This window comes from Pseudomonas sp. R76, from assembly GCF_009834565.1.
Classification (GTDB): Bacteria; Pseudomonadota; Gammaproteobacteria; order Pseudomonadales; family Pseudomonadaceae; genus Aquipseudomonas.
Genome location: NZ_CP019428.1, coordinates 5,818,890 through 5,842,188, shown reverse-complemented (window position 1 = coordinate 5,842,188; position 23,299 = coordinate 5,818,890). Strand labels below are relative to the sequence as shown.

At 52.6% G+C, this 23,299-nt stretch carries 15 protein-coding genes, 1 other RNA gene and 3 pseudogenes; 3 read left to right on the top strand and 16 right to left on the bottom strand.

The features are described 5' to 3' along the window. Positions 1–15: 15 nt before the first annotated feature. Positions 16–2,757, top strand: a complete 2,742-nt coding sequence (locus PspR76_RS26410) for a DEAD/DEAH box helicase (RefSeq protein WP_159959981.1) — start codon at positions 16–18, stop codon at positions 2,755–2,757. Between the two features lie 80 nt (positions 2,758–2,837). On the opposite strand, the gene PspR76_RS26405 is transcribed toward PspR76_RS26410, so the two are convergent. The 3 genes from PspR76_RS26405 to PspR76_RS26395 all read right to left on the bottom strand — a co-directional run bounded on the left by PspR76_RS26405 (position 2,838) and on the right by PspR76_RS26395 (position 4,813). Further along, positions 2,838–3,533 carry a hypothetical protein gene (locus PspR76_RS26405; protein ID WP_237235699.1) on the bottom strand — a complete coding sequence of 232 codons (696 nt, stop codon included), beginning with the start codon at positions 3,531–3,533 and terminating at the stop codon, positions 2,838–2,840. 196 nt (positions 3,534–3,729) lie between these two features. After that, a complete protein-coding gene (locus PspR76_RS26400) occupies positions 3,730–4,359 on the bottom strand; it encodes a histidine phosphatase family protein (protein WP_159959980.1) in 630 nt (209 codons plus the stop codon). A 94-nt stretch (positions 4,360–4,453) separates the two neighbouring features. After that, entirely contained in the window at positions 4,454–4,813 is a 360-nt protein-coding gene (locus tag PspR76_RS26395; protein ID WP_159959979.1) for a hypothetical protein, read from the bottom strand. A gap of 124 nt (positions 4,814–4,937) precedes the next feature. Here PspR76_RS26395 and PspR76_RS26390 point away from each other — a divergent pair, with 124 nt between their 5' ends. Continuing rightward, entirely contained in the window at positions 4,938–5,183 is a 246-nt protein-coding gene (locus PspR76_RS26390) for a helix-turn-helix domain-containing protein (protein WP_159959978.1), read from the top strand. A 255-nt stretch (positions 5,184–5,438) separates the two neighbouring features. Here the strand turns inward: PspR76_RS26390 and PspR76_RS31760 are convergent. The 6 genes and pseudogenes from PspR76_RS31760 to PspR76_RS26360 form a co-directional block, all read right to left on the bottom strand. Continuing rightward, positions 5,439–6,259, bottom strand: a pseudogene (locus PspR76_RS31760) (recombination directionality factor); the annotation flags it as partial. After that, positions 6,232–6,450: pseudogene (locus PspR76_RS26380) on the bottom strand (YqaJ viral recombinase family protein); the annotation flags it as partial. The pseudogenes PspR76_RS26380 and PspR76_RS31760, both read right to left, overlap by 28 nt. Positions 6,451–6,529: 79 nt before the next feature. Next, positions 6,530–7,498, bottom strand: a complete 969-nt coding sequence (locus PspR76_RS26375; protein ID WP_159959977.1) for a DUF932 domain-containing protein — start codon at positions 7,496–7,498, stop codon at positions 6,530–6,532. Between the two features lie 92 nt (positions 7,499–7,590). Continuing rightward, the gene (locus tag PspR76_RS26370; protein ID WP_087945262.1) at positions 7,591–7,920 is read right to left on the bottom strand and encodes a hypothetical protein; all 330 of its coding nucleotides are present in this window, start codon (positions 7,918–7,920) and stop codon (positions 7,591–7,593) included. Positions 7,921–8,400: 480 nt separating this feature from the next. Then, a complete protein-coding gene (locus PspR76_RS26365; RefSeq protein WP_159959976.1) occupies positions 8,401–10,158 on the bottom strand; it encodes a UvrD-helicase domain-containing protein in 1,758 nt (585 codons plus the stop codon). Continuing rightward, on the bottom strand, positions 10,155–12,047 hold the full coding sequence (locus PspR76_RS26360) for an ATP-dependent nuclease (RefSeq protein WP_159959975.1): 1,893 nt from the start codon (positions 12,045–12,047) through the stop codon (positions 10,155–10,157). Before PspR76_RS26360 ends, PspR76_RS26365 begins: the two co-directional genes overlap by 4 nt. A gap of 184 nt (positions 12,048–12,231) precedes the next feature. On the opposite strand from PspR76_RS26360, the gene PspR76_RS26355 reads away from it, so the two are divergent. After that, positions 12,232–15,585, top strand: a complete 3,354-nt coding sequence (locus tag PspR76_RS26355; RefSeq protein ID WP_159959974.1) for a P-loop NTPase fold protein — start codon at positions 12,232–12,234, stop codon at positions 15,583–15,585. A 251-nt stretch (positions 15,586–15,836) separates the two neighbouring features. On the opposite strand, the gene PspR76_RS26350 is transcribed toward PspR76_RS26355, so the two are convergent. The 7 genes and pseudogenes from PspR76_RS26350 to PspR76_RS26320 all read right to left on the bottom strand — a co-directional run bounded on the left by PspR76_RS26350 (position 15,837) and on the right by PspR76_RS26320 (position 23,294). Then, on the bottom strand, positions 15,837–16,511 hold the full coding sequence (locus PspR76_RS26350; protein ID WP_159959973.1) for a hypothetical protein: 675 nt from the start codon (positions 16,509–16,511) through the stop codon (positions 15,837–15,839). A gap of 396 nt (positions 16,512–16,907) precedes the next feature. Beyond that, the gene (locus PspR76_RS26345; protein WP_159959971.1) at positions 16,908–17,255 is read right to left on the bottom strand and encodes a hypothetical protein; all 348 of its coding nucleotides are present in this window, start codon (positions 17,253–17,255) and stop codon (positions 16,908–16,910) included. Between the two features lie 234 nt (positions 17,256–17,489). Continuing rightward, a pseudogene (locus tag PspR76_RS31755) lies at positions 17,490–17,615 on the bottom strand (hypothetical protein); the annotation flags it as partial. A gap of 510 nt (positions 17,616–18,125) precedes the next feature. Next, positions 18,126–19,382, bottom strand: a complete 1,257-nt coding sequence (locus PspR76_RS26335) for an integrase domain-containing protein (protein ID WP_159959969.1) — start codon at positions 19,380–19,382, stop codon at positions 18,126–18,128. A 185-nt stretch (positions 19,383–19,567) separates the two neighbouring features. Beyond that, positions 19,568–19,964: a transfer-messenger RNA gene (ssrA, locus tag PspR76_RS26330) on the bottom strand. 104 nt (positions 19,965–20,068) lie between these two features. Continuing rightward, positions 20,069–20,347, bottom strand: coding sequence for a hypothetical protein (locus tag PspR76_RS26325; RefSeq protein ID WP_159959967.1), 279 nt, complete (start codon positions 20,345–20,347; stop codon positions 20,069–20,071). Between the two features lie 136 nt (positions 20,348–20,483). Then, on the bottom strand, positions 20,484–23,294 hold the full coding sequence (locus PspR76_RS26320; protein ID WP_159959965.1) for an FAD-binding and (Fe-S)-binding domain-containing protein: 2,811 nt from the start codon (positions 23,292–23,294) through the stop codon (positions 20,484–20,486). Positions 23,295–23,299 lie beyond the last annotated feature (5 nt).

Sequence of the window (23,299 nt, the reverse complement as noted above, 5' to 3'; positions counted from 1 at the left end):
CATCGGCGGACAATTATGGAACTTAAAGACTACCAGGCCGATGTGCTCGCTGACTTGAGCAACTATCTGCAAACTTTACTAGACTGCAAAGGCCATCTGAGTAAAGCATTTACCACGTATTGGCAAAACCGTGGCGTGCTTAATCTGAAGTACAAAAACAATGTGCAAGAAGTTCCACATGTCTGTGTGAAGGTCCCCACTGCTGGAGGTAAGACGTTCATTGCGGTAAATGCGCTGGATCGCATCTTCACTGCATTTGCGGAATACAACCCCACACGGCCCAAGTTTGTGGTGTGGCTGGTACCTTCCCTCACCATCCTTGAGCAGACAGTAAAGAACCTCTCCGACATTGACCATCCTTACCGTCATAGGCTCAACGATTTATTTAATGGCCGTGTGCAAATCTACCAAAAGGCCGATGCGCTGCAGGGGGCAGGATTCAACGCCGATACCGTGCGTGAACAGTTGTCCATCGTGGTGATGTCGTTTGATTCGCTCAAGGCTACCAACAAAGAAAATCGCAAGGCGTTTCAAGAGAATGGATATTTGGCTTCTTTTCTCAATAACGATGGTGATGCTGTGGAGCCCCTTGAGGGCACTGATCCTTCGGCACTGATCAATGTCATGCGAAATCTCAACCCCTTGGTGGTGGTCGATGAAAGCCATAACGCAGAGAGTAGTTTGTCTGTGGATATGCTGCGCAACCTCAATCCCAGTTTCATTTTTGACTTAACGGCCACACCTCGAGACAACAGTAACATCATCAGCTTTGTGGACGCACTGCGTCTGAAAAAGCAAAACATGGTGAAGTTGCCCGTAATTGTGGCAAATCAGCGTAGCCAGGAAGATGTGATCATGTCCGCGCTGAATATGCGCCGGCAGTTGGAAGAGTTCGCTAAGAAAGGTGAAGCACAAGGAGGTGGTTACATTCGCCCCATTGTATTATTTCAGGCGGAACCCAAGAACAAAGACGATACTGCGACCTTCGAGAGAGTTAAACAGGTCTTGCTTGACCTGAATATTCCGGCCGAGCATATTGCGATCAAAACGGCAAATGTCAACGAACTAAAAAATGTAGATTTGTTGAGCCGTGACTGCCAAGTGCGTTACATAATTACGGTTAACGCATTAAAAGAGGGCTGGGACTGTCCGTTTGCTTATGTACTTGCGACGTTGGCGAACAAGTCTTCCGTGGTGGATGTGACGCAAATTCTGGGCCGAGTGCTACGAATGCCCTACACGCGCAAGCAAAGCGCGGAACTGCTCAACCTTTGCTATGTGTTTACCTCTTCGAATCAGTTTCAGAGCACGCTGAATCAAGTTGTGGCTGGGCTAAATAAGGCTGGGTTTTCCAAGAGGGATTACCGGGAGATAGACTTGTCGGCATTGCCCGATACCCAGGCTGGAAGTAAGCTAGACACGCTTCAGGTACAAGATTTATTCGCCACGCCTGATCATGGAAAGCAGGTTGCTGGCGGGGCAAACGACGTAGCCGATATAGTGCTGGATACGAACAAGCTCAATCCTAAATGGGAAGCTCAGGCCGTTCAGCAGGCTGAACTGTCAGAAGGAAGCGAGGTTGCCAACACAGGCGCACTCACTACGGTCATTGCTGAAACCACTAACATAAATGGGGTTGAAGGCATAAAGGCGCAAGCCTTGGCACTAGCGCAGCAGTTTGAGGCGCAGGCCAACCAAGTGGGTACCGATAGTTGCCCTGAGGAGTTAAAGGCCCACATGAATGAACACAAGATGAAGCCGATATTTGAAGCATCGGCTCAGGCCATCATGTTGCCGCAATTTTTCTTGAAGTTACCATCGGAAGGTGGGTTCTTTGACACCGGCGACAAGTGGTACAGGCTGGCGAAGGAAAATTTGCTGTCCGATTTTGTGCTGGCAAATTTGGATGCGACAGTGAGCTTCACTGCTATTGATGCAGATGTTTACGCGGTGGATGCAGAAGATATCGGCAATGGTGAAAGCGCCCCAGCCTTCAAGGCGGTAAAGAAGGCTGAAAAGGAAAAGCTTAACCATATCATCAAGAACCAGCCACCATTGGGCCAAGTCATATCCATTGTGGCGAGGTTGTTCAGTCTGATTGGCAAAAATACCTTTTATCCAATTGAAGACAATGACATAAAGCAATACCTTACTCGTATTGTGCATGCGATGAGTGTGGAGCAACGCACCGATTGTCTTGAACGGGATTATGCCTATATCAAGACTATCAAAGATAAAATTCAAGGGCTGGCCAATGAATTTGCAGCCAAAGAGTTCAACAACTGGCTGTCCATGCAGAAGGTCAAGTTGCAACCGAGCTTTTCATTGCCTGCAACTATTACGCCCAGCGATAGCGCGCCGGCCATTAGCAAGAGTTTGTATGTGACTGAAGGCGGTGTTAATACCCTCGAAGCCAAGGTGATTCGCAGTGTTGCCGAAATGGAAAATGTGTATTGGTGGCACCGTAATTTAGAGCGGGGCAAGGGATTTGTAATCAATGGGTTCCTTAATCATTACCCTGACTTTATTGTGCTAACTGCAAATAAAAATATTATCGTGATTGAAACTAAAGGGGACGATCGCGATAATTCTAATTCAAAAGACAAGTTGAAACTAGGAAAGATTTGGGAGTCGCAGGCTAATCAACTCGCTCACGAAACGGGCTACCGATACCACTATATGATGGTGTTTGAGGGAAATCCTATTGAAGGAGCATTGATGGCCGGTGATGCACTCAAACTCATCGAAGGCCTATGATGACTCCGCTTACAGGGAGGGCGCTCGGCTTCAGGTATAATTAAAAAATAAAGGCACGGAATTGAACCGTGCCTTTATTTCTAACGAATCCCAACCGGCTTGTCGTTTTTGTCGTAGCAAATCGGATGTTCGCAGTATCCGCCTACATTTAGTACTTCCAGCTCGTAAACCGCTGGCAGGTATTGCTTGAGCTCCGCCTTTGGTACTTCTTTACCGTTGACAGTGCATTCATCGTCTGCACGCGGATTGCACCAGGCTTCTTTTACTTCGATGGCTTTTGTGGGTTTTGTCATAGGTGTCTTTTCGACCTGTGGCGCGTCATCGACTGACGAATCACTCGTTGCATTCGCATCCAACGAGTAGGCAGCAATAGCTTCTTTTGCGCTCGTATTGCTGATGCCGTGATCAAGCAAGAAGTCTTGAAGTATCGTCCGGGATTGAGCGTATGTAACCTCTTTCCCCTTTTTATTTGGCCCACCATCCATGCGATAGGCAATCGGATAACCATCCTCACTTTCATAGATGTAATAGTAAATGGACAGACTAAAGCTGAGGTCTTGCCCGTATAGGCCATAGATGCCTGAACCATTGGACGCTCGGCAAGTACCTCGTACACATTTGCCACTGATGTGGTTGCTGAAGGTGACGTTGCGCTGTTGCTGTGCATTCCACTGAGTAATGTTCCTAGGCAGCGTGTACCAAGTGCAACGGTAGAATTTTGCCCCGTACTGGTTTTTGGCCTCCGCGCACGGAATGGCATAAGGTAAATCGTTCATATTTTGTTCATTTGGTAGCATGGGCGGATACATGTACCCGTAGTCAACTTCGGCTTGTGCGTTCAATGAAAGCGCAAGCGCCAAGCAGCCTGCCGCTTTGAGTGCAACTGATTTTATATTCACTGTCTTAAACTCAGGGTGGGAGGAAGGAAACGGTTGGATTCTCTTGTAAGTTATTTGTTAATAACTTTTGGTGTTAAATCGGCGACAGGTGTTTAGGGATGTCGTCAGCATTTAACGTGCCGATAATCTGTATTTCATTTTTGCTTGTTGTTTTTGCAAATAGGAGGCTCCCGTATTCGGGGCTCCATGAATGCCTGTGTCCGCTGTATCTTATTAAATCTTTCATGCAGGTGTTGTGGGTCATCACTATAAGATTTCTGCCGGAGTTCTTGTGTTCGAGTAGCTTATCCACGATGTCGTTTCCGCAAATGGCCTCTCTATCGGATAGCAGGCTCGCTTTGCCTAGCATGAAGTCGGATGTTTGAACTGTTCTAGTCATTGGGCTGGTGAAAATAACAGCATCGTCAAAATCCAAGAGTGCTTTTAAAAGAATGCCTGTTTCTTCTGCTCTCTCGCTTCCAAGAGCTGTGATTCCTTCGTCTGGGCCTAAGCAGGGGTTGTTTGAGCGATCACAGCGCTCTTCGTGCCTTATTAACAAAATAACGTTCCCACCTTTCCAGTGTTCAAAAAGTCCAGAGTCGATTAGTTTTTTATGTGAGTCTAAATTTTCTACGGTGTTTCTTGTAAAAGCCTCGTAAGCAAAAAATGTTGCGCTTATAAAGCCAGTACTTAGTAGTATTTTTGGTAGGCTGATATTTACCATTTGGGATGTCCAATATTTTAATTCTTATTGGTTGCGGTCGGTATTCATAGACTTTTTGAGCGTGAGTGCGAGCGCGGGCTGACTGTGTTGATTGCTATTTTTTGTAGATGACTTTCAGTTTTTTATTGACGTAGTCTTTTATGATTTCATAGTCGGGATTGTAGGTGGCTAGAGTGTGGCCAGTACTGGCGACGGTAGCCGCAGCGGCTAAGACGACGCCAACAGGTAGAGATGCAGCTCCAATTACAGCGCCCAATATACCGCCTTGAGCGATAGCGCCTTTCATGTCGACCTTTACTCGGCATTTCATACCCAGACTTTCTATCTTTTTTTCGACAATACCTACGCTCTTAGTGAATTGGCCTCGTAAACCTATAACCTCAAAAGAAGATTTTGCTCTTAGCTGCGATTCAATTTGAGATTCATTTAAACCATCTACTGTCGGTAGGGACATATTTTCAGATTCTCTGTGCTGGGTGTAGAGGGCCTTTTGCGAGCTTTGCTTGGTGCCACAAAAAGCTAAAAAAGGGTCGTAAATACCGTGGCCGTTAAAGCATCATAACGCGACCATTTTCGCCATGGCAAGAATCTCTGCAAACCACGATAAAGACGGGGACCTGGTAGCGCTTGGTGCGGTAGTACGCGCAAGGCGCCTGGGGCAAACGCTGTCGCAAGAAGCCTTGGCGGACGCCGCCGGGATTGATCGCTCCCACATGGGGAAAATTGAGCGGGGTGAGAGGAATGTGACTTTTTTGAACATTCTCCGAATAGCTACTGCACTGCAATGTAAACCGTCAGATTTGCTTTTCGAGGCAGGCTTGTAATTTCTTCACGAAGGTTCTAAGCCTCATCAGGCTGTAGCCCTGGGGGAGTGGTATGACGGATTAGAACGTTCAGTACCCCATATACAAGCACTCTAGCGACGGTCAGAGGTGCAAAGCGCGGCGTCCAAAAAGTCGTGTACCGCTAGCGCACGTATGTGCATGAGCGGACACAAACATAGCCGAGAGACTTCCACGTTCAGTCTCCGGTTGGTGCCCGCCCGGTTGATTTTTCCGTCGAGTCAGGCGCTGTGGATCTCATTCATTGTTTGAACTGATCGATGCGAGTGCCTCAAGCTTTTTTGCGAGCGGTGTAGCAGGTGCCGGTCTCTTGGATGCGCCTGCAGGTGTGTTGCTGGAGTCACTGTCTGTACCGGTAAAAAACTCGGCGATCACCGCGCCGCCGTCTTCCTCATTGTCTTCAAAAATACCATTGCTAAAGCCTTTCTGAGCGGCTGCATCTAGCGCCGATTGTAGGAAGCCTGCTGCCTGGCGTATTTCATCTAGCTCTTTGCCTGCCAACAGTGCTTCTTCCAGGGTCATGCCGCTGCGCACGGTGATGTCGGCGTAGAAGATTGGTGTGCGATGGCTCTGCCGAGTGGATTTTCCGGTAGGCGCAGTTCCAGCGGTAGGCACGCCAGGCGGTTGCCAGACACTGCCTGGAAGTACTGCAAGCGGGCCGCCAGTGTACGAATGCTATTGAAACCGGTGGTGCGGAACACAAAGCTACCCAGCGAGTCCTCATCACCGATGACCACATTCAGTCGCCCGTAAGGCTTGCAGGCATTGCCCTTAGCCAACAAGCAGGCGTCTGGTGAAGGGCAGGGCAAGGACTTGATGCCGTCCGCACATTGCCGCTTGCAGGTCTCGCCGTTACCGACACACAGCGGGCGACCCGCGTTGCGGTCGAACAGGGTGTACTCAGCCCTGAAGTTGAGCTCTGGATCGTTGAACAGCACGCGAATGGGGATGCTTCGTAGCTTGGTGTCAAGCGTCTCGCGTAATTCGTCATTCAACGGATGTAGCAGCCAGCCGTCCCTGCTTTGCACCTGTGAGGTGATTGTGAATTGATCGTCTTTCCCGTCTTTTCAAGCCACAACTCCAACTGCGATTTATAAGGGTTCAGTCCAACCGCTGCGCCTGCGTCTGAGCTGCCAATGCCTTGTTTGCGCACGGTGAGCCAGTCTTCACGGGGCAGTTCTTTGGTGCCGATTAAACGAAGGGCCGGACGGCTCTTGTAAGCATTTTCATTTCTAGGAATCGCTTTCATGAGAGATACCTTGCGGACATAAAAACGCCCGTTGAGCTTGATGCTGAACGGGCGTTATGGTTGAAGAGGAGAAGGCATTTCAGGCCGCGAGTTGCAGGGCCGCATCCAATGCCCGTTGCTTGATTTGCGCCCCCTGGCCGAACCAGGCGGAGTCCATGCGGTACTCGTTGCTACGTGCTCTGCGCTCGTGATCGACATACTCGGTCACGGCGTTGAGCAGGCCCCAGGCAGTGCCTTGTGACGACTCAAGCGTTGCGCCACGGCCGCGTCCCTCGTACAGGCTTTGTACTTTGCGCAGGGCACGTTCGTTGGGCAGGACTTCAGGTAACTTGCTGTTGGGCGTTACTTCACACAGCACGTTCATGAAGAATCCCATAGCTTCATGCCACTGAACTTTGCGCTCGGCCAGCACGCGCATGCGATACATGAACTCGTCCCATTGCGAGACGGCTACACCCAATTGCTTTTTGACGGACCGGGCATCGAACCGGGTGCTGTGCGGTACCTTAATGGCGCGTGTGATGCCATCCAGGGCGATGGTCAAAGTGTTGTTGCAGACCACGCGAACGGTGGTCGGCGTGGCCGTGGTGGCGAGCGTGCCATCACAGGAAGTCGCCAGCAACAAATAGCCATTAACCTGATCATTGCCCTTTAAGTTGGCGTTCTGCCCGGTTCGCGCTAGCGCCCAGAACTTACGACCGCCTTTGAGCACTCCAGCGGTTTCTAGCTCATAGCCGGACACTTCAGTCAGGTCTCGATAGAATTCCATCACCTCACGCGGTTGGACAATTTGATAACGGTTGGAAACCACCGACAGCGGTGCTTTGGTGTCGGAGCGGTAGAGCACCTTTTGCTCTGGGAATGAGTGAATGCTGCCCATATGGCCTATAGCGTCGGCCTTGAAGTGAACCGGACTTTCCTGAATTTGCCAGTCCATACCGGCTTCACGCTGCCAGACTTCAATCGGCTGTTTCTGTGTCAGTTGACGGCCGAGGCCGTGCCACGGGGTTGCGCCAACGTAAGCCATTTGTTCGATTTGATGAGCCATGATTAATGTTCCTTGGGGTACAGGTCGGCATAAACGCCACGCATCGCGTGGCAATGTCCGGACGTAATAGAAAGAAAGGAGTAGAAGACGGATTAAGCAGGGAGGTTGAAGCGATGCCCGCAGATCAGGCAGAGGTTGTGAGCGAGTACATGGCGGTCAAGCTTGTCGCCGAGTTGAGCGCCTAATGCACAGCCACCAGTGCCGCCAACAAGTCCTCCTAGGATGGCGCCGGAGACGGCTCCGAGAGTGACGCCGAACGGGCCGGCAATAGCGCCAACGGTGGCACCTGCCTGACCGCCAGCAAGTGCTGCACTGACGCCGCGTGCTGCTCCGCCGACCGTACCGATGGCCGCTGCAATTTTCATGGCTTGGTGGAAGGAAGCGATTTTGGGTGAGTTACAGCGAGGGCATTGCAATGACATGGTTTGAAGCTCCATGGTGGGGGTGTCATAGCAGTGATGTAGGGTTGAGTTTTTTTCGAGTCGGATATGCGTTTTTGATGAATGATTTGATCGGTACGGTTGTAGACGGCTCAGCGCAGTCTATAGCCGAATCAATACGCATCGGGGACGTGGCCCGCACGCAAGTATGCCTATGGCAATGCTCAGGGAGGCATTCCATTGGCGTTAAGGCTAGACCTTGAGCTAGGGCGTGACGGCGTCTTCCACAATGGAGTGTTGGCGCTGCCCCTGGATTGACCAAGTTGCCGACGCAAGATCACCCCATCTCCAAACCTGCAAAAATCCAGCACAGACAATGATCCACGAGGAGTCAGACTGGGTCAGTGAAGTCTGTACAACTGGGTTAACTCGGCATCAGCGCCAAAAAGGACACTTCTGTCTGGGTTCAGTGGTAGCTTTTTCATCGCCTCGTAATTTCTTAAACGTACCGAAGGTGACGGATTATCGCTGAGCTATACGGAATCCGAGCCGTTGAAGTGTGGCTTGCTCTGCGGCGTTTAATTTCTTGACTGCCCAAACCAGGAGATTTCTGGGTCTCGAACTCGCCACATAGGCGAGCCTTGCCGCTTCTAAATTCTTATCGCCAATCCAATCCGCCCAATGTGACTGATTCCCTCGCCTGGAAGCTGAGACCAACATTGTCGCTTCGTGGGTTTCGCCCTTGATCTCATGGATTGTTGCCAGCCGGATGCTGCTATGCTGCAACGCCACCAACGATAGTCTCTGAGTGACCAACTGCTCGCCTAGCCCCGCTGGGGAGCGCAATCCAAGTGCTGCCAGTGGTGCAATTGCTACGGCAATATCGGCGATGACGAAAGCCTGCTTTGGCAGTTCATTAAGACGAGCTTTGGCTACCCTGCACCACCCGCGCCAGTGCTGACCTGCGACCAAGGCGCCCGTGCTTGTGACAAATGCCAACGCCTGATGAAGAAATAAACGCCATTCCAACTCTGACTCGACATCCACAGGGCAGTGGAAGGAATTGGGTTTTACCGAATACTCCAACTTGCTGGCCAGCCACCCTCCAAACAGCGTAAGCGACTTCTGGATGGCGAATGCCGAATCATTACCTGCCAAGGCGCAGGCCAGTGCCAAACGCTCGGTATCGTTCAGGTCATTGGCACCGCTGCAAAACCGGCTCAGTGTCGAGTGACCGCGCGAGACGATCACCCGGTTAGCGTAGCTGTCACTTAGGCTCATAAACAGCGGCATCGCTTCCGAGGGACAATCGTCATACTCGACAATCACTGGCGAAGCCGACTGAATCGTTGGATTGCCGTGAATTTTGTTCCCCGGTACCAGTTCGGAGCAGAGGTCGACAATGGCCTGAGAACTGCGAAAATTCTGACACAACTGCAGGCCGGTGAATCCATGAGTGCGGATGAAATGCATGACACGTGCGGGATCCGCATGGCGAAATCCATAGATCGACTGGTTGAGATCCCCCACGATGTGCATTTTCACGCCCAACCCGAGCAAACCCTCCAGGATGCTCAACTGCTCTACCGAAAGATCCTGACACTCGTCGATCACCAGAAATGGATATCGCAGAGCCAGTCGTGCGCAAAAGGCGGACAACTTTGCCTCGTGCAAGATCTGGATGGCGAGATGTTCAACATCTCTATAGGTGGCAAAACCTGCCGCCTTGAAACGTGTCTTGGTCTCCCTGAGGTCACGCAATTGCCAATCGACCAATACAATTGCGTTCAGCTTGCGGTCCAGTCCAGGCTCCCCCGTTCGGAAGACAAACTTACCCGTTGCTAGATCCAAGTCGTACTGATTGGCGGGAACTCGGATGTGTTCGATGGCGTATTTGGTTTTGACATACACCGTTGACGAGGCGTCGACCATCCTCAGCCGGAAGTCGCCGTTTTTGCCAGCATATCCGGTGAGCTGATGGGCCACGGGCGCCACGAGACAATTGAGGATGAAGCTGTCAATCGTCGACACCCAGTGCGGGTAGGCCACCGGAGCCCGTTGCCGATGAGCGATTAACCGGCTCTTCAGCTCATTGGCCGCGCTGTTGGCAAACGACAGCAGTGCGATTCCCCCCGGATAGCCATGCCAATCCTCGATTTCGCGTGCTACCTTGGCGGCAATAACCTCGGTTTTCCCGCTCCCTGGACAAGCCTCTAAGTAAATATTGTCGTCAATGGAGGAGTCGAGATATCCCCGTTGCTCGTCGCTCGGAAAGGTCATTCAGATCCCTCCTCAGCAATAGCGCACGCCCACCAGATGGCCTGCTGGATATAGCGCGGTACGGCAAAGAGGCAGTCATCCTGTTCGAGCTTGTCGGCCAGTAGCTGGGCGTAGAGCCCCTTTCCCATGCTGGTAGAATCAATACGCTCCAGAAGCTCGTAAGCATATTCGGCTTTCTGCGCCTCGGTCAGCGCCACAAAATCGGCCGCGAGCATCTCCTTAAACGAAGCCTTGACGGGGCCATCGGTGGGCCAGTTGTCATAAGCCACCTGCAGCATCAATTGCAGATTGCCTGCCGTCATCGCCAGGTCATACTCAAAGGTTTTGAGGTCGCCACTAAACAAGCGCCCGTATTGGGATGTCGCAATAATCGGAATCAGGCCCAGAGCGGGATTTGTTCCTGCGGCCAAATTCCCTGGATACGGTTTGATGACCACGTCGACCAACTGGTCTTGCACCCGCACCTTGTGGGTTTTGGCTGGATCGTTGTCGGTGAGACCTGCGCAGGGAATAGGCAGGTTACGACTTTGTGACTGCCCATCGACCTCACAAAACAGCTGCATGAAATGGGTGAAATAGATGCCATTAAGATTGATGACTGACACCCCGTAATCTTCCAGGGTGTTCAACCCTTGGCCGCGATTAGCAAGTACGATTTTCGCCAGCTCCGGTAGCGCAATGGCCTCTGCAACGCCTTCGACAAGGATGACGCCTTTGGAGAAAAGCAGGTTGGATTTGGTGACATCCAGCCAGCGGTCGATAAATCGCCGACTTGGTTCCGCTAGGCCGCAAAAACGCGCAGGAACGGCGAGTGGTTCGGCTCCGCCGTTGATATGGATGATGTTGTTGATGGAGACGGCCGACGAAATAACCGTGGAGTGGGTAGTAATTACTACTTGAATATTCTTGTTGAGGGCCACCTCCTGCAGGTGTTTTAACAGCCTGATTTGCAGTTGCGGATGCAGGTGCGCTTCCGGCTCCTCAATCAAAAGCAGCTTATGCAGTGTGCGCTCCCCCGGCCCCTCGCCATCCTCGACGATCAACTCGGCGAGGATGGAGGCGATGTAGAGCAGATTGTTGTAGCCCAGGCTGTTTTCATCTAGCGAGCGGAACTGCGACAGTTCGGCGGATGAAGCGTTCGGAAAGTACAGCAAACGCAAGCCTTCGACGATCCTGGTGAAGTTGGATTCCGAAAACTGGATCGTGGTATTTTGCGACAATCTTTCTCCGAGGGCGGCGCGTAGACTACTGGAGATCAGGTCATTCGCCCGTTTAATGTCTTGTTCAGCCGCCAGCTGGGAATTGAAGTCGGCGACTTTTACTTCAAGCGGATGCAATGTTCTGGTTTTAGCACACGCGTGTAGCTGGTCTTTGCACAATGCTTTCATCAGCCGGGACAATCTGGACTGTCGCCCCTCTCGCAGCTTCTGCTCTGCATCACGCAACGGTGGCAAATAGATGCAGTGAATTAGCTCTAGCGTCTGTTGATTGAAGCCCACCGTCCTGATTGCGCCGCCCCAGAGCTCCTGGCTGTAACGACCGCGCAACTCGCGGTTGAGCACTGTCAGATTGAGCACCGCATCGTCCTGCTCACCACACCAGGAGTCGAGTGCTATTTTCTCGAAAACACTGAGATCGCCAAACGTCGCCGTGATGGCGAAACTGGAGGCGGGCACGGCGTCAATCTCAAACGACTTGTGAAAGTCGCGCTCATTGACTGAGCGTTTACCCGACTCCGAATCCTGGAACAGCTGACGCAACGCGTTAATCACGCCCGTTTTGCCCGCCCCATTTTCCCCCACCAATACGTTCAGCCCTTCATGAAATTCAACCGTGAAACGCCTGCCGAAACTCTTGAACCCCTCAATCTCTAGCTTTCTCAAGTACATTAAATCTCATCCCTTCAACTTAACGCTCGGAAGGTGGGCTGGCGTGCGCTCACCCGATAGTAGTTGCCAATGTCACCAAATGCTCAGGGGATGTCCATAACCACTCTGGTGCAAATTGCCGACAAAGTCGTATGCTGGAGGCCATTGGCCATGCGGTACTGGCCGGCCGAGGTGCAAGGGACTGATGAACAACCTAAACTTTCAAAATGAAAGCCCGTCCGATGTCGATGTTTTCAAGGGCGAGAGTCACGACCGCGTGGCTCAAGCGATGCATGATTATCTAAAGCCTAAAACCAATCACCGGGTGATTGGATTGGACGGTGAATTCGGCTCAGGGAAGAGCTCGATCCTTCAGATGCTCGAAAAGAAGATCGTTACGGAGAAGTCGAAGACGAAGCTGTGGCTCTTTGACTGCGAGCAGAATTATCAAGGCTCGATCAAAAGCAATTTTATCCAACAACTGACCGAGCAAGTGACAGAACTGCTCAAGACATTGGGGCGAGAAAAGCAAATCGCGGAGGTCGAAACCAGCCGCGACATCGCCTTAGGTCGGCACTACAGCTACACGAAGGACACCCGCAGTCATATCAGTATCTGGGCAGTGCTACTGATCGCAAGTGGTGTACTTACGCCGACCTTTATTCGTGACTATCTAATTCGCCTTCATGGCAGCGATTCTCTCGCCCTAGGGCTCCATGCTCTTTACCTGCTGGCGTGCACAGCGCCTGGGATTATTCTTCTGTTCGCGTATCTGGCTAACCGAAGAGAAGAGGATCCTAAGAAGCGCTGGAACTTGGCCAGTCTGCTCAAAGGCAGCTCAGATGATCGAATCACCGAAACTATCGAAGTCAGCAAAGAGGTAAGCCCTCTCGATTTGAAGCAGGCCCTCCGGAAGCAGCTACATGCAGTGAAGGATTACCACATCATCATTGTGATCGATAACTTGGACAGGCTCCCACGGGATGTCTTACGAGCGGTATGGAGCGATCTAGAAATTTTCACGTCCGTCACAGGCGAGGAAAATCTCAGTGTCATAGTGCCATTCTGCTCCACAAAGGTATCCAAATATCTCAATGGTGATAACGAGCAGAGCTACGACTCGAAGGACTTCATCGCCAAAAAGTTCCCTGTGGTGTTCCGTACCCCGCCGATCATCACATCCGGCTGGAAAGATGCATTCAGGAAACTTTGGAGTGAGAGTTTTGGTGCATCCAACCTGTTGGATGCTGATGCGTGCAGCGTGATTCTCCAGCGTCATAGCCCCATGGCTGGCGGGTTGGTGACTCCTCGCCTACAGAAAAGATTCATCAACGACATCGCAACCACACTGCTGGTCACTGCAGATAGACCAAGCGTAATCTGCATCGCCGCCTACCTGGCAATCTGCAAATATAATAGCGTGGCCATCGAGGAGATGCTGAAAGACCCAGATGCTCCGACGATCGGTGAGAGCGCTAAGAGCGCCACAGAGGCTGAAGATGAAACCGCCCAAGCCGTGGCGCTGAACATCGATAAAACCAAACGCTCCCTGAAGGCACTTCTGGGAGAGGACATGAAAACAGGCTGGCCCATCCAGATCCTACAGATCCATTTCCAGACATCTTCGGATATCGCCATCGCTGAGCTGATCGACCAGCCACTTGAAGATGCTATCGAATCCCAGGACGGTAAAAAGCTCGCCGCACTCGTCCCTTACTTTGGGTTCAAAGACTCTTTTGTTCGCCGCTTGGAGACACCTGTTTCCCCGGTCAGTCTTCTGAAAACCCTCCGTCAAGCGTCTCAAATGGAAGGATGCAGTATTGATGACCTGCTGCCGCACGTGAGTGCGAAATTCGGGAATGGGGATCAGTTGAATACGGTAAGCACAGAACCCGGTTACTTTGAATCCATCAAAGGACTGATTGGGTTAGGCCTACGCAGAGACATCTTCGATAAAGCACTGGCGACTGCCAAAACCGCGTTCGAAGAAATGGCAGAAGAGGCCTATGATCCTGAGTCTGTTGAACGCTATACAGAGACCATTTCCAGGTACGACAGCTACCTGGATTCTGTGAACGCCCTCTTTGAACCCTTGACCATGGGTGGTGCTGAACTGTTGTTCCATATGGTGATGCCCGATCCAGATCTCAAAAAGATTGATACGAGTAAAATCAGCCTCAACGACAATGGCTTGAGGGACGCAGTGCTGCAACTGGCAGCGACTGAGCATGCAAAGCTGAATCGAGTGCCACTCAATGAAAGCGATTGGCTGCCATGTTTCACAGCCTATTTTGGCCAAAAAAGACTGAGCACTATCCCTAGGCCTTATTTCTTAGGTGTTGAGGCCACTACGGCAGTTACGACGGCAATTGATTTGAACCCTACTGAACATAGGGTCTGGTTCGCAGCAGCCCTGTTCGGAAAGCTTTCCAGCGCGATACCACAGCTGATTCTGGTTCATCTACCTAACGTGAAATCCAACCGCATCAAAGTCTCAATTGCAGTCATGTACATGAGGCTGAACACGGGGGTACCACTAAGCGAGATTCCAGGCATCAAGGAGGCCCTTGAAGCCGAACAGGATTATCTGGACGCGTTGGTTCGGGCAGCGATCATCTCTGAAAACCTGTTCAAACTGACGATTGAAGATGAGTCTTCACACCTAGTGGCACCGATTCTATCTAGGCTGATTAAGGTCGGAGCCATCGGAAACGTTGCCTCTGACCACGTCTATGAGTCGTATTCGACCCTTGCGGATAGGCTGAGTGGCTACGACCTAACGGATAATGAATTTCTTGATTGGTTCACCTCGTTCAACTTGGCATCCGAGAAAGTACCCGCGCTGCCAGATATCGACACGCTGTTCTTGAGGCACGTCCTTGAGGGATCCAACGCCAAGTTGCTGGAGTTGCGAGCCGCCATACTTGATCGAAGCTTTGGGATAGGTATTGATGCTTCTGGATGGACGAACCTCATTGAAGCTGCCAGCACCAATGAGCGAACTGCGTTGAGATACATGATCGACCACAAAATCGATTTTGCGGGTGAGACTTCGGCTCACCAAGCTATGTCCGTCTGGCTTATAGCTGCAGTCAAACAAGCCACGTTCGCCAAACCTTCCTCCACGATCATTCAGAATTCAAAGCTACTGCTCAACCTCTTTGAAAAAGACACCCGCGCCATTACTGGCACCATGCTTCGACCATCTGTATACGATCTCAAAGTCTCTGTGGAGGCCTCAATCTTTATTCTGGGCGAATACGGCGAGCTGTTGCCGAGCATCACCCCTAGAACACCTGAAGAGGAGGAACGCCTTCTTCAGATACTACTGCAGATGAACAATGATCCTGAGGGCACAAGATCCGCAGCGAGTTTTATAGATTCAAGAGCGTCTCAATTCGCTGACTGGAAAATTTCTAATGAACATAAAGACACGTACGCTTCCCAGGTAACCAAGCTTAAGGAACGCCTCCCAAATATCTACACTAACCTGTCCGAGCAGCATGGGAACAAGGGACGCATGCAGAAATTGGCAAGAGCCCTTTTCGGCAAAGAGTGAAAAATTGAAGTCGCCTGCATCGACTTGACGACACAAAACGTGGGGGAGGAAAGCAGGCGAAACTTCTAGCGGCACTCTGGTAATCAATTATGTAGTAGGTCGGCTTAGACTCGTGACGTCTAACGGAGCGGTTTGAGCCGAGATCATGAAGGGCAGTCGGTCGGTTAGGAGGTATAACCGCTATCAGCCAAAGTTGACGTTGACGTTGACGTTGACGTCTGAGCTAAGGGCGTCGCATCTACAGCGAATTATTAAGCGTGTTTGTGTACTCCATCCAATTTGTTGATATCAACTACCACCTCATACTCTATTGATTGATCCGAAAATAAAACATAGTCTTTTCGGTATCTCGTTTCCAATACGACCCTGTTATTTTCATCAAACCAGTCCTGGCCTAAATAATGAGCATACGCAAATTTTTGAGCTGACTCTAACGATGTAGACCACGCTTGTCCGAAGGAGCGGTTTTCAAGCTCGCTTCTATCGCAGCCTCGATATAGGGTCAAAACCCGAGGCAATGAGTCAATATCGTTTGGCTCAAGCACTTCTGTGAGCACTATTTGGGGGTGCCAACACTCATTTTCTTGACGCGTATAAAGTTGATGCAGGCCATTGTATGCATAACACACAAATGAATGTCGCAAGGCGTCGAGCACCTGAAACGCTTCGCTATTTACTATCTCGTCAGTGATCTCGCAGAAAAGCGCATTTATCAAGTCTTCGGCCTGATTGCCTCTGAAGCACGAAAGGTCTCGATGCACCCCAGACGCCTCAAATGCCTTAATTGTTTCTATGGATCTTGATATTGCGGCTATCGCGACCTCCTTGAACTCCGAAAAGAATGGCTCACTCAGCTTTGACTCAATTGACTCAACAACTACCTTCATGCTTTTCGACATAAAGTCACGGTCTGAATATGTAAACATTTACCACGCTCCCACGATGCCAGAAATCAGCCAACTGCTTTAGCTAGTCGGCTGCATACAGTAGTTAGATGTCTCGCATGAAAGCATCAACACCTCGTACGGCCAGCTCAAGATACTCAGTTAACTTTTCGCGTGCAGCAAATTTGTTTGAAAGCTCTGCAGGATGTATTGAGTCGCTCCTAATTTCCTAGACGCCGTCGACTGGCTCCTTTTGACCGACAGCTGCCCTTCGCAACAGTCAGCTTTCGGCTAACTGCGGTCATCAAGTATCTAGATAAGACGGTACAGTTCAATCGGTGGCAATTCAGACACCTAGATTAGACATTGTTGATTGAGAGTGGGCACATCAACGAGGGTCGCTTCAGTAGGCGACCCTTTTCTTTGGTTTAATCGGCGTCAGCCACCACGAGCCTGCGGCGAAGACAAGTCGCTGGTCAGCGCAAGTTGAAGACGCAGCGCGATATGTTTGGCGCAGCAGCCATCGACCAGCTCATTAGGGGCGTACACCGGAGTCATTTCACAAGATGCAGAGCCTGCATGTACTAGCAGCGCCTCATCGACGCAGGCGCAGCACAGCACAAGTCCCGCAAGGCGAGCGCATTCGGCGCAGACTACGATATGCTCGATCGGATCGTGATCGTGCGTATGCGAAACCTCAATGTGTGTAGCGTGATGATCCCACGAGTGGGCACAGCGTATGGTGGCGGCTGATTCGTACTCAGCCGAAGTAATGCGGGTAGTCATGATTGACCCCTCCTCTAAAAAAAGATGTTGGAAGTCTTTTTGAAGCGGCGGGTGTTACCGGAGCCTATGTCGGAACTCACTGAGCTCTGGACCGTAGGCGAAGAGAGGGATTCGGTTGCGAGCGATCTCAGCAGCTTTACTGAGACTCATGAAGGTGAGGGCAGCTTTTTGTAGGCGACAGATGGCAATGGCTGCTGAAAGGCGATGCGCAAAGCTTGTGAAAAGCGATATCCCTCTACGCGATAAATCACGGAGAGTGTTCACTGCTTTGCCGTCGGGCAGCGCTCTACCTACGATCACGGACATCGCGTAATCCAGGTAGCTTTGCTTAAGCTCTTCCTCGATATTGACTGGGAGGATTTCGTAGTGGAGGCCTTTGAGTCCTTCTGGGTTGTTGGCCTCTACTGCAACATGCGCTTCATCGATCAGTCGACTGATCCTGTCTTCATGAACATGCGCTTCTAGCAGCGCAATCTCGCGAGCTAACTCCCTTTCGCCCCAGGACTCAGCCGGAGAAGCATGAGCACTCTCCTCTATGGCTGTGGTGTTGGGTTTAGGGCGGTTCATGGTTACGTCTACCTATGGTGGGTGGTGTCGCAGCTCATACTGCTGCCTCCAATATATGCTCCAGAGAGAGGCCAATTCAACTTATTTAAATGGCTGCTTCTGGCCGATTGTGTTGAAAAAGTCGGCCATGGTTTCCACGGCAGAAAAGTATGCGCTTGAGATTGAAATCTTCACTTGGAGCAGAGGGTTCCGGGCTCAGATTTCGCGTAGCCGGACACAAAAAAGGCATCTTCAGCAGTCAGTACATGCGCAGCCTGGAAGGATTGACTTTTTCAACACAATCGGCCGATAGCTGCCTTTGGGTCAGCGTATCGAAACGACTTTTAAATCCCGTTTTTCTCTGATAGCTGACACAGAAAGATTGCCGGTAGCGGCTTCCTGAATGTGGTCGCTCCACCAGGCCATCATTGGGCGTCTGCGCTCGATGTAGTCCGCTCGGTTATAGGCGCTTCGAACCTCGTCTTTATCGACGTGTGCAAGTGCGACTTCTATCAATTCAGGATCCCAGCCCTGCTCGTTGAGGATGGTGCTCGCCATTGAACGCATACCATGACTTACCAAGCGCCCTTCGAAGCCCATCCGCTTCAGCGCCATATTGGCTGTCTGGCTGTTGCAGTGAGTGCGTGGGTCTCTGTCAGCAGGGAATACAAACTCTCGATGGCCGCTATAGGGTTTGATGGTCTCCAGCAGAGCAAGTGCGTGCTCGGTCAGCGGTATGGCGTGTGGGCGTCGCTTTTTCATGCGTTCGGCAGGGATTGTCCAGATCTTCCTTTCGAGGTCGATGTCAGCCCAGCAAGTTGTAGCGGCTTCCGCAGGGCGCGTCATGGTGTGAAGCTGCCATTCGATTAAGCAGCGGGTTGTCCTTTTGATGCTCGCGTTGGCGATTGCAATCATCAGTTCTGGCAGTTCTTCTGGTCGAAGAGCCGCCATATTCTGCTTTTTCGGTTTCTTGAAAACGCCCCGGATGCCGCTGAGAGGATTGGCGAAGATCACCCCCGAGTTCACGCCATAGATCATGATTTCATTGAGCCTTTGAGTCAGTCGCTTCACTGTCTCCAAGCTGCCTTTCGCTTCCAAGGGGCGGAGCAATTCGATGACCATGGGCGCAGTGATTTGCGAGAGAGGTGTAGTTCCGAGCTTTGGAAATACGTGCAGGATGAGAGAGCGCCATATGTCTTCGGCATAGGCCGGTGTAACGACATCCTGCTTTAGCTCAAACCAAGTAGCAGCTACGTTCTCGAACGTGTGCTCAGTTGCTGCTTTTTTTGTTTGCGTCAACGCATTGCGTTGCTCTTTCGGGTCGATGGCTTGTGCAAGCAGTTCTCTGGCTTCGACCGTTTTCTTTCTTGCTTGCGCGAGAGAGAGCTCTGGGTAGGTGCCGAGTCCCATGTTGATACGATTCTTCGTTACCGGATGGCGGTAGTTGAAGTTCCATAGCGTAGAGCCATTGATTCTCACTCGTAATTGAAGGCCGTCGCCATCGCTGAGGACGTAATCTTTATCTTTCGGCTTGATAGCTTTGAGCTGACGATCAGAGAGGCGGGTGGCTTGGGCGCACATGAGGTATTCCACGACATCGTTCGGTATTCCAAAAATTACCACTGAAGGGCTTGGAATACCATGTGGAATACCAATGGTCGTAGATTCTATCGGACGTCTTTGGACACTGATGGCCCTGAAAGCCCTGTATTTGCTGGATTTCAGGCACAAAAAAAGACGTCCGTGGACGTCTTTAGATGTTGAGGTGGTGGAGCCGGGGGGATTTGAACCCCCGTCCGCCAGTACTCCGCTGTCGGTACTACATGCGTAGCCGTTTCTATTAAGTTAACCCTCAGCGACCCGAAGGGCAGGGTGCTTTGGGCGAGTTGTGTAAGTTTTAGCCGCTTCGTCCACAACGTACTGCACGGCGATTCTGTTCTATATGACAATCACTTTGGGTTTACAGACATCCCCTGGTGATTGCTGGACCCGAAGGTACCAGAAGCTCAGGGCTAAGGCTGCTTACGCAGCGAGAGCGAATTCCTGGCCGTAGTTTTCGTCATTGGCAACTATAAGAAGTTGCAACAGTGGATTTACGAGTTCTGTTACCAACTCGGCATGCACCTAAAGTTTCGCGACCGGCGTCGAATCCTAAACGGCCCCGTGCTTGTAACTCGTTGTTTCTTAGTGAGTGACAAGCCTATGCAGTGTACGCCAAACGTTCGCAGAAGGCCAACCCGAAGGTTGGCCGCGAGCCAGTTAGGGGCTTACTGGCCGCCTTTCTCGCTGTTCTGCAAATCCTGGATGGCTTTGGAGGTGATCTCGATGCACTTCTTGTCATCACCGGCCGCGTGGGCGGCCTTTGCCTGGGAGACCGCAGTGTCAATCTCGCCGCTTTTACCGCTGGTGTCGGTGGCGAGCAGCGCTTTACCGTTGTTGATTTTGTCCAGGTTGATCTGGCAGAGGTCTTTGTCACCGGCTGCAAACACAGGGGCGGCCATCATCGCAGCGGTAATGAACAAGCCAGCAAGAGCGGAACGCTTCATAGGGTATCTCCTTGCGAAAAAGGGCTCGACGCTACTGGCGTTCAAGGGCTGCCAGTGACATCACTGATGAGCCTCGTTCAACGAGGCCTATGCAGATGACTACGCCGGCGCGCAGGGGTTCGGTTTCATTGGCTATTTAATGCGCCCGCGCCTGGGTAACGCGGTCCACGAGGTACACCAAGCCGTGATAATCAATGCCTCCATGCTGGCTCAGGCCGATCTCGCACGTGCGGCTGGTGGAGATGCCTTCGCTGCAATATTGCACCGCGTCCTTGAGCGAACGCAGTGAATGGGCGTTGAGTTCGGGCGTGGTAAAGCCTTTGTCGCCGGCAAAGCCGCAGCAGTGGATGCCTTCCGGGATCACCACGTTTTTTGAGCAGCGCCGCGCGAGATCAATCAATGCCTGGCTTTCGCCCAGGTGCTGGGTGCTGCAGGTGACGTGCACGGCGATGGGGGCTTCCTGCGGTGTGAAGTCGAGACGGTCCATCAGGTGGGTGCGGATAAAGCGCACCGGGTCGTAGAGGTCCAGGCGCGTTTCGGCGAGGTCTTGCACCAATCGCAGGGTGCACGGGCTGGTGTCGCAATAGATCGGGTCGAGGCCGCCTCGGCTGACGTGGAGCAACGCGCCGATCAGTTCCTGGCGTTTGTGTTCGGCCTGTTCGGCATAGCCTTTGGAGGCGAAGGGCTGGCCGCAGCACAGGCTGTCCTGGTTGTCCGGAAACACGACTTGGTAACCGGCTTTTTCCAACAGGCCACGGGTTTTGTCGTACAGCGACATCTGCTCTTTATCACCCGCCGCCGGGCCCATGGCGCGTGAGACGCAAGCTGCGAGGTAGACCACCCGTGGTCGCTCATCGGCCACGGCCGGGCTGAAGCGAATGGCTTTTTCCGGCTGCGGCATGGCGTTGGTCCACTGCGGGATGTGCCCCTTGGACAGTTTGGTCACCGTTGCTGACAACTTGGCCAGGCGCGGCGCGCCCAGGAGCATGCGCGCGCCATTGGCGACATGCAGGGTAAACCGCGCACCTTGCAGCGCGGTGGCGAAATGGCTGGCCAGCCAGTCGGCAGTTTTCGTACGGTCGGCATCACGTGCGCGCAGCTTTTTCACCAGGTCGCCGGTATTGATGCCCACAGGGCAGCGTTGCGCACACAACCCGGTGGCGGCGCAGGTGTCGATGCCTTGGTAGTGGTAGGCCGCTTCCAATTCGGTGGTGTCGACGCCTGCGCGTTTCTTCGCCTGAATGTCGCGCCAGATCACGATGCGCTGGCGCGGGCTCAAGGTCAGGCCCTTCGATGGGCAGACCGGCTCGCAGAAACCGCACTCGATGCACTTATCCACAATCTCGTCGGCGGCAGGCAATGGCTTGAGATGTTTTAAGTGAATTTGCGGGTCTTCGCTAAGCACCACGTCGGGGTTGAGAATGCCGTTCGGATCGAGCAGGCGTTTGAGCTGCCACATCAACTGATACGCGTCGCTGCCCCATTCCAGCTCGACGAACGGCGCCATGTTGCGGCCGGTGCCGTGCTCGGCTTTCAACGAACCGCCGAACTCCACCGCCACCAACTGAGCTACGTCGTCCATGAATGCTTGGTAGCGTGCGACTTCTTCGCTGCTGTTGAAGCCCTGGGTGAACACAAAGTGCAGATTGCCTTCCAGGGCGTGTCCGAAAAGGATGGCTTCGTCGTAGTGATGTTTGTCGAACAGCTCGATCAGGCGGTTCACGCCGATGGCCAACTGCTCGACCGGGAAGGTGACGTCTTCGATGATCACCGTGGTGCCGGTTTTACGCACGGCGCCGACGGCGGGGAAGGTGTCTTTGCGGATGGCCCACAAGCGCGCGTTTTCGGTTGGGTCTTCGGTGAAGTCGACCTGTTTTTCTACAGGGAACGGCGCCAGCGACGCCATGATCAGCGCCAGTTGTTCGTGCAGCAATGACGGCGACGCGGCGCGGGATTCGATCAGCAGCGCGCAGGCATTTTCCGATAGCTGCTGTACGAAAGCGGGCATACCCGGTTTGTCCTGTACCGAGCGCATGCTGCGCCGGTCGAGCAGCTCGACGGCCGAGACCGGTTGGGTCTTGAGCACCGTAACGGCGTTGCAGCAGGTCTCGACATTCGGAAACACAATTAGCGCCGAGGCTTTGTTCGGGTGATCAATCACCGTGTCGTACGTCACCGCACTGATAAAGCCCAAGGTGCCTTCGGAACCCACCAGCAGGTGGCTGAGGATATCCAGGGGCTCGTCAAAATCCACCAAGGCATTGAGTGACAGGCCGGTGGTATTTTTCAGACGGTATTTGTGGCGGATTTTGGCGGCCAATTCAGCGTTTGCCCGCGTCTCGCGGCCGAGTGTGGCCAGGCGCTCAAGCAGCGCGCCGTGTTGGTTGCGAAACGCGCTGACGCTGGTGGCGTCTTCGGTATCCAGGCGGCTGCCGTCAGCCAGTACCAGGCGAATACCGGCCAGCGTGTGGTAGGTGTTTTGCGCCGTGCCACAGCACATGCCGCTGGCGTTGTTGGCGACGATGCCACCGATTTTGCACGCATTGATCGACGCCGGGTCCGGCCCGATCTTGCGCCCGAACGGTGCGAGCCAGGCATTGGCCTGTGCGCCGATCACGCCGGGTTGCAGGCGAATCTGCGTGCCTTGGCCGCGAATCTCGCGGCCATTCCAGTTGTCACCCAGCACGATCAGCACCGAGTCGCTGATGGCTTGACCGGACAAGCTGGTGCCCGCCGCGCGGAAGGTCACGGGCACGCGATCACGTTGGGCCAATTGCAGCAGTGCCACCACTTCGTCCTCCGACTCCACGCGAACCACCAGCTGTGGGATGAGTCGGTAAAAGCTGGCGTCGGTGCCGAAAGCGAGGGTGGAAAGTGGATCGTCGAAGCGGCGATCTTTCGGGATCAGTTGTGCGACGTTGCTCAGGAAAGCAGCAGGCAGGCTCATCGGTC

Excerpts from the sequence above, each read along its gene's own strand:
- PspR76_RS26410 (WP_159959981.1), top strand. The coding sequence starts at position 16 with ATGGAACTTAAAGACTACCAGGCCGATGTGCTCGCTGACTTGAGCAAC.
- PspR76_RS26400 (WP_159959980.1), bottom strand. The coding sequence starts at position 4,359 with ATGGTAAATATCAGCCTACCAAAAATACTACTAAGTACTGGCTTTATA.
- PspR76_RS26360 (WP_159959975.1), bottom strand. The coding sequence starts at position 12,047 with ATGTACTTGAGAAAGCTAGAGATTGAGGGGTTCAAGAGTTTCGGCAGG.
- PspR76_RS26355 (WP_159959974.1), top strand. The coding sequence starts at position 12,232 with ATGAACAACCTAAACTTTCAAAATGAAAGCCCGTCCGATGTCGATGTT.
- PspR76_RS26375 (WP_159959977.1), bottom strand. The coding sequence starts at position 7,498 with ATGGCTCATCAAATCGAACAAATGGCTTACGTTGGCGCAACCCCGTGG.
- PspR76_RS26320 (WP_159959965.1), bottom strand. The coding sequence starts at position 23,294 with ATGAGCCTGCCTGCTGCTTTCCTGAGCAACGTCGCACAACTGATCCCG.
- PspR76_RS26395 (WP_159959979.1), bottom strand. The coding sequence starts at position 4,813 with ATGTCCCTACCGACAGTAGATGGTTTAAATGAATCTCAAATTGAATCG.
- PspR76_RS26325 (WP_159959967.1), bottom strand. The coding sequence starts at position 20,347 with ATGAAGCGTTCCGCTCTTGCTGGCTTGTTCATTACCGCTGCGATGATG.
- PspR76_RS26365 (WP_159959976.1), bottom strand. The coding sequence starts at position 10,158 with ATGACCTTTCCGAGCGACGAGCAACGGGGATATCTCGACTCCTCCATT.
- PspR76_RS26335 (WP_159959969.1), bottom strand. The coding sequence starts at position 19,382 with ATGTGCGCCCAAGCCACCCGCCTCTCTGATCGTCAGCTCAAAGCTATC.
- PspR76_RS26345 (WP_159959971.1), bottom strand. The coding sequence starts at position 17,255 with ATGACTACCCGCATTACTTCGGCTGAGTACGAATCAGCCGCCACCATA.
- PspR76_RS26370 (WP_087945262.1), bottom strand. The coding sequence starts at position 7,920 with ATGTCATTGCAATGCCCTCGCTGTAACTCACCCAAAATCGCTTCCTTC.
- PspR76_RS26350 (WP_159959973.1), bottom strand. The coding sequence starts at position 16,511 with ATGTTTACATATTCAGACCGTGACTTTATGTCGAAAAGCATGAAGGTA.
- PspR76_RS26405 (WP_237235699.1), bottom strand. The coding sequence starts at position 3,533 with ATGAACGATTTACCTTATGCCATTCCGTGCGCGGAGGCCAAAAACCAG.
- PspR76_RS26390 (WP_159959978.1), top strand. The coding sequence starts at position 4,938 with ATGGCAAGAATCTCTGCAAACCACGATAAAGACGGGGACCTGGTAGCG.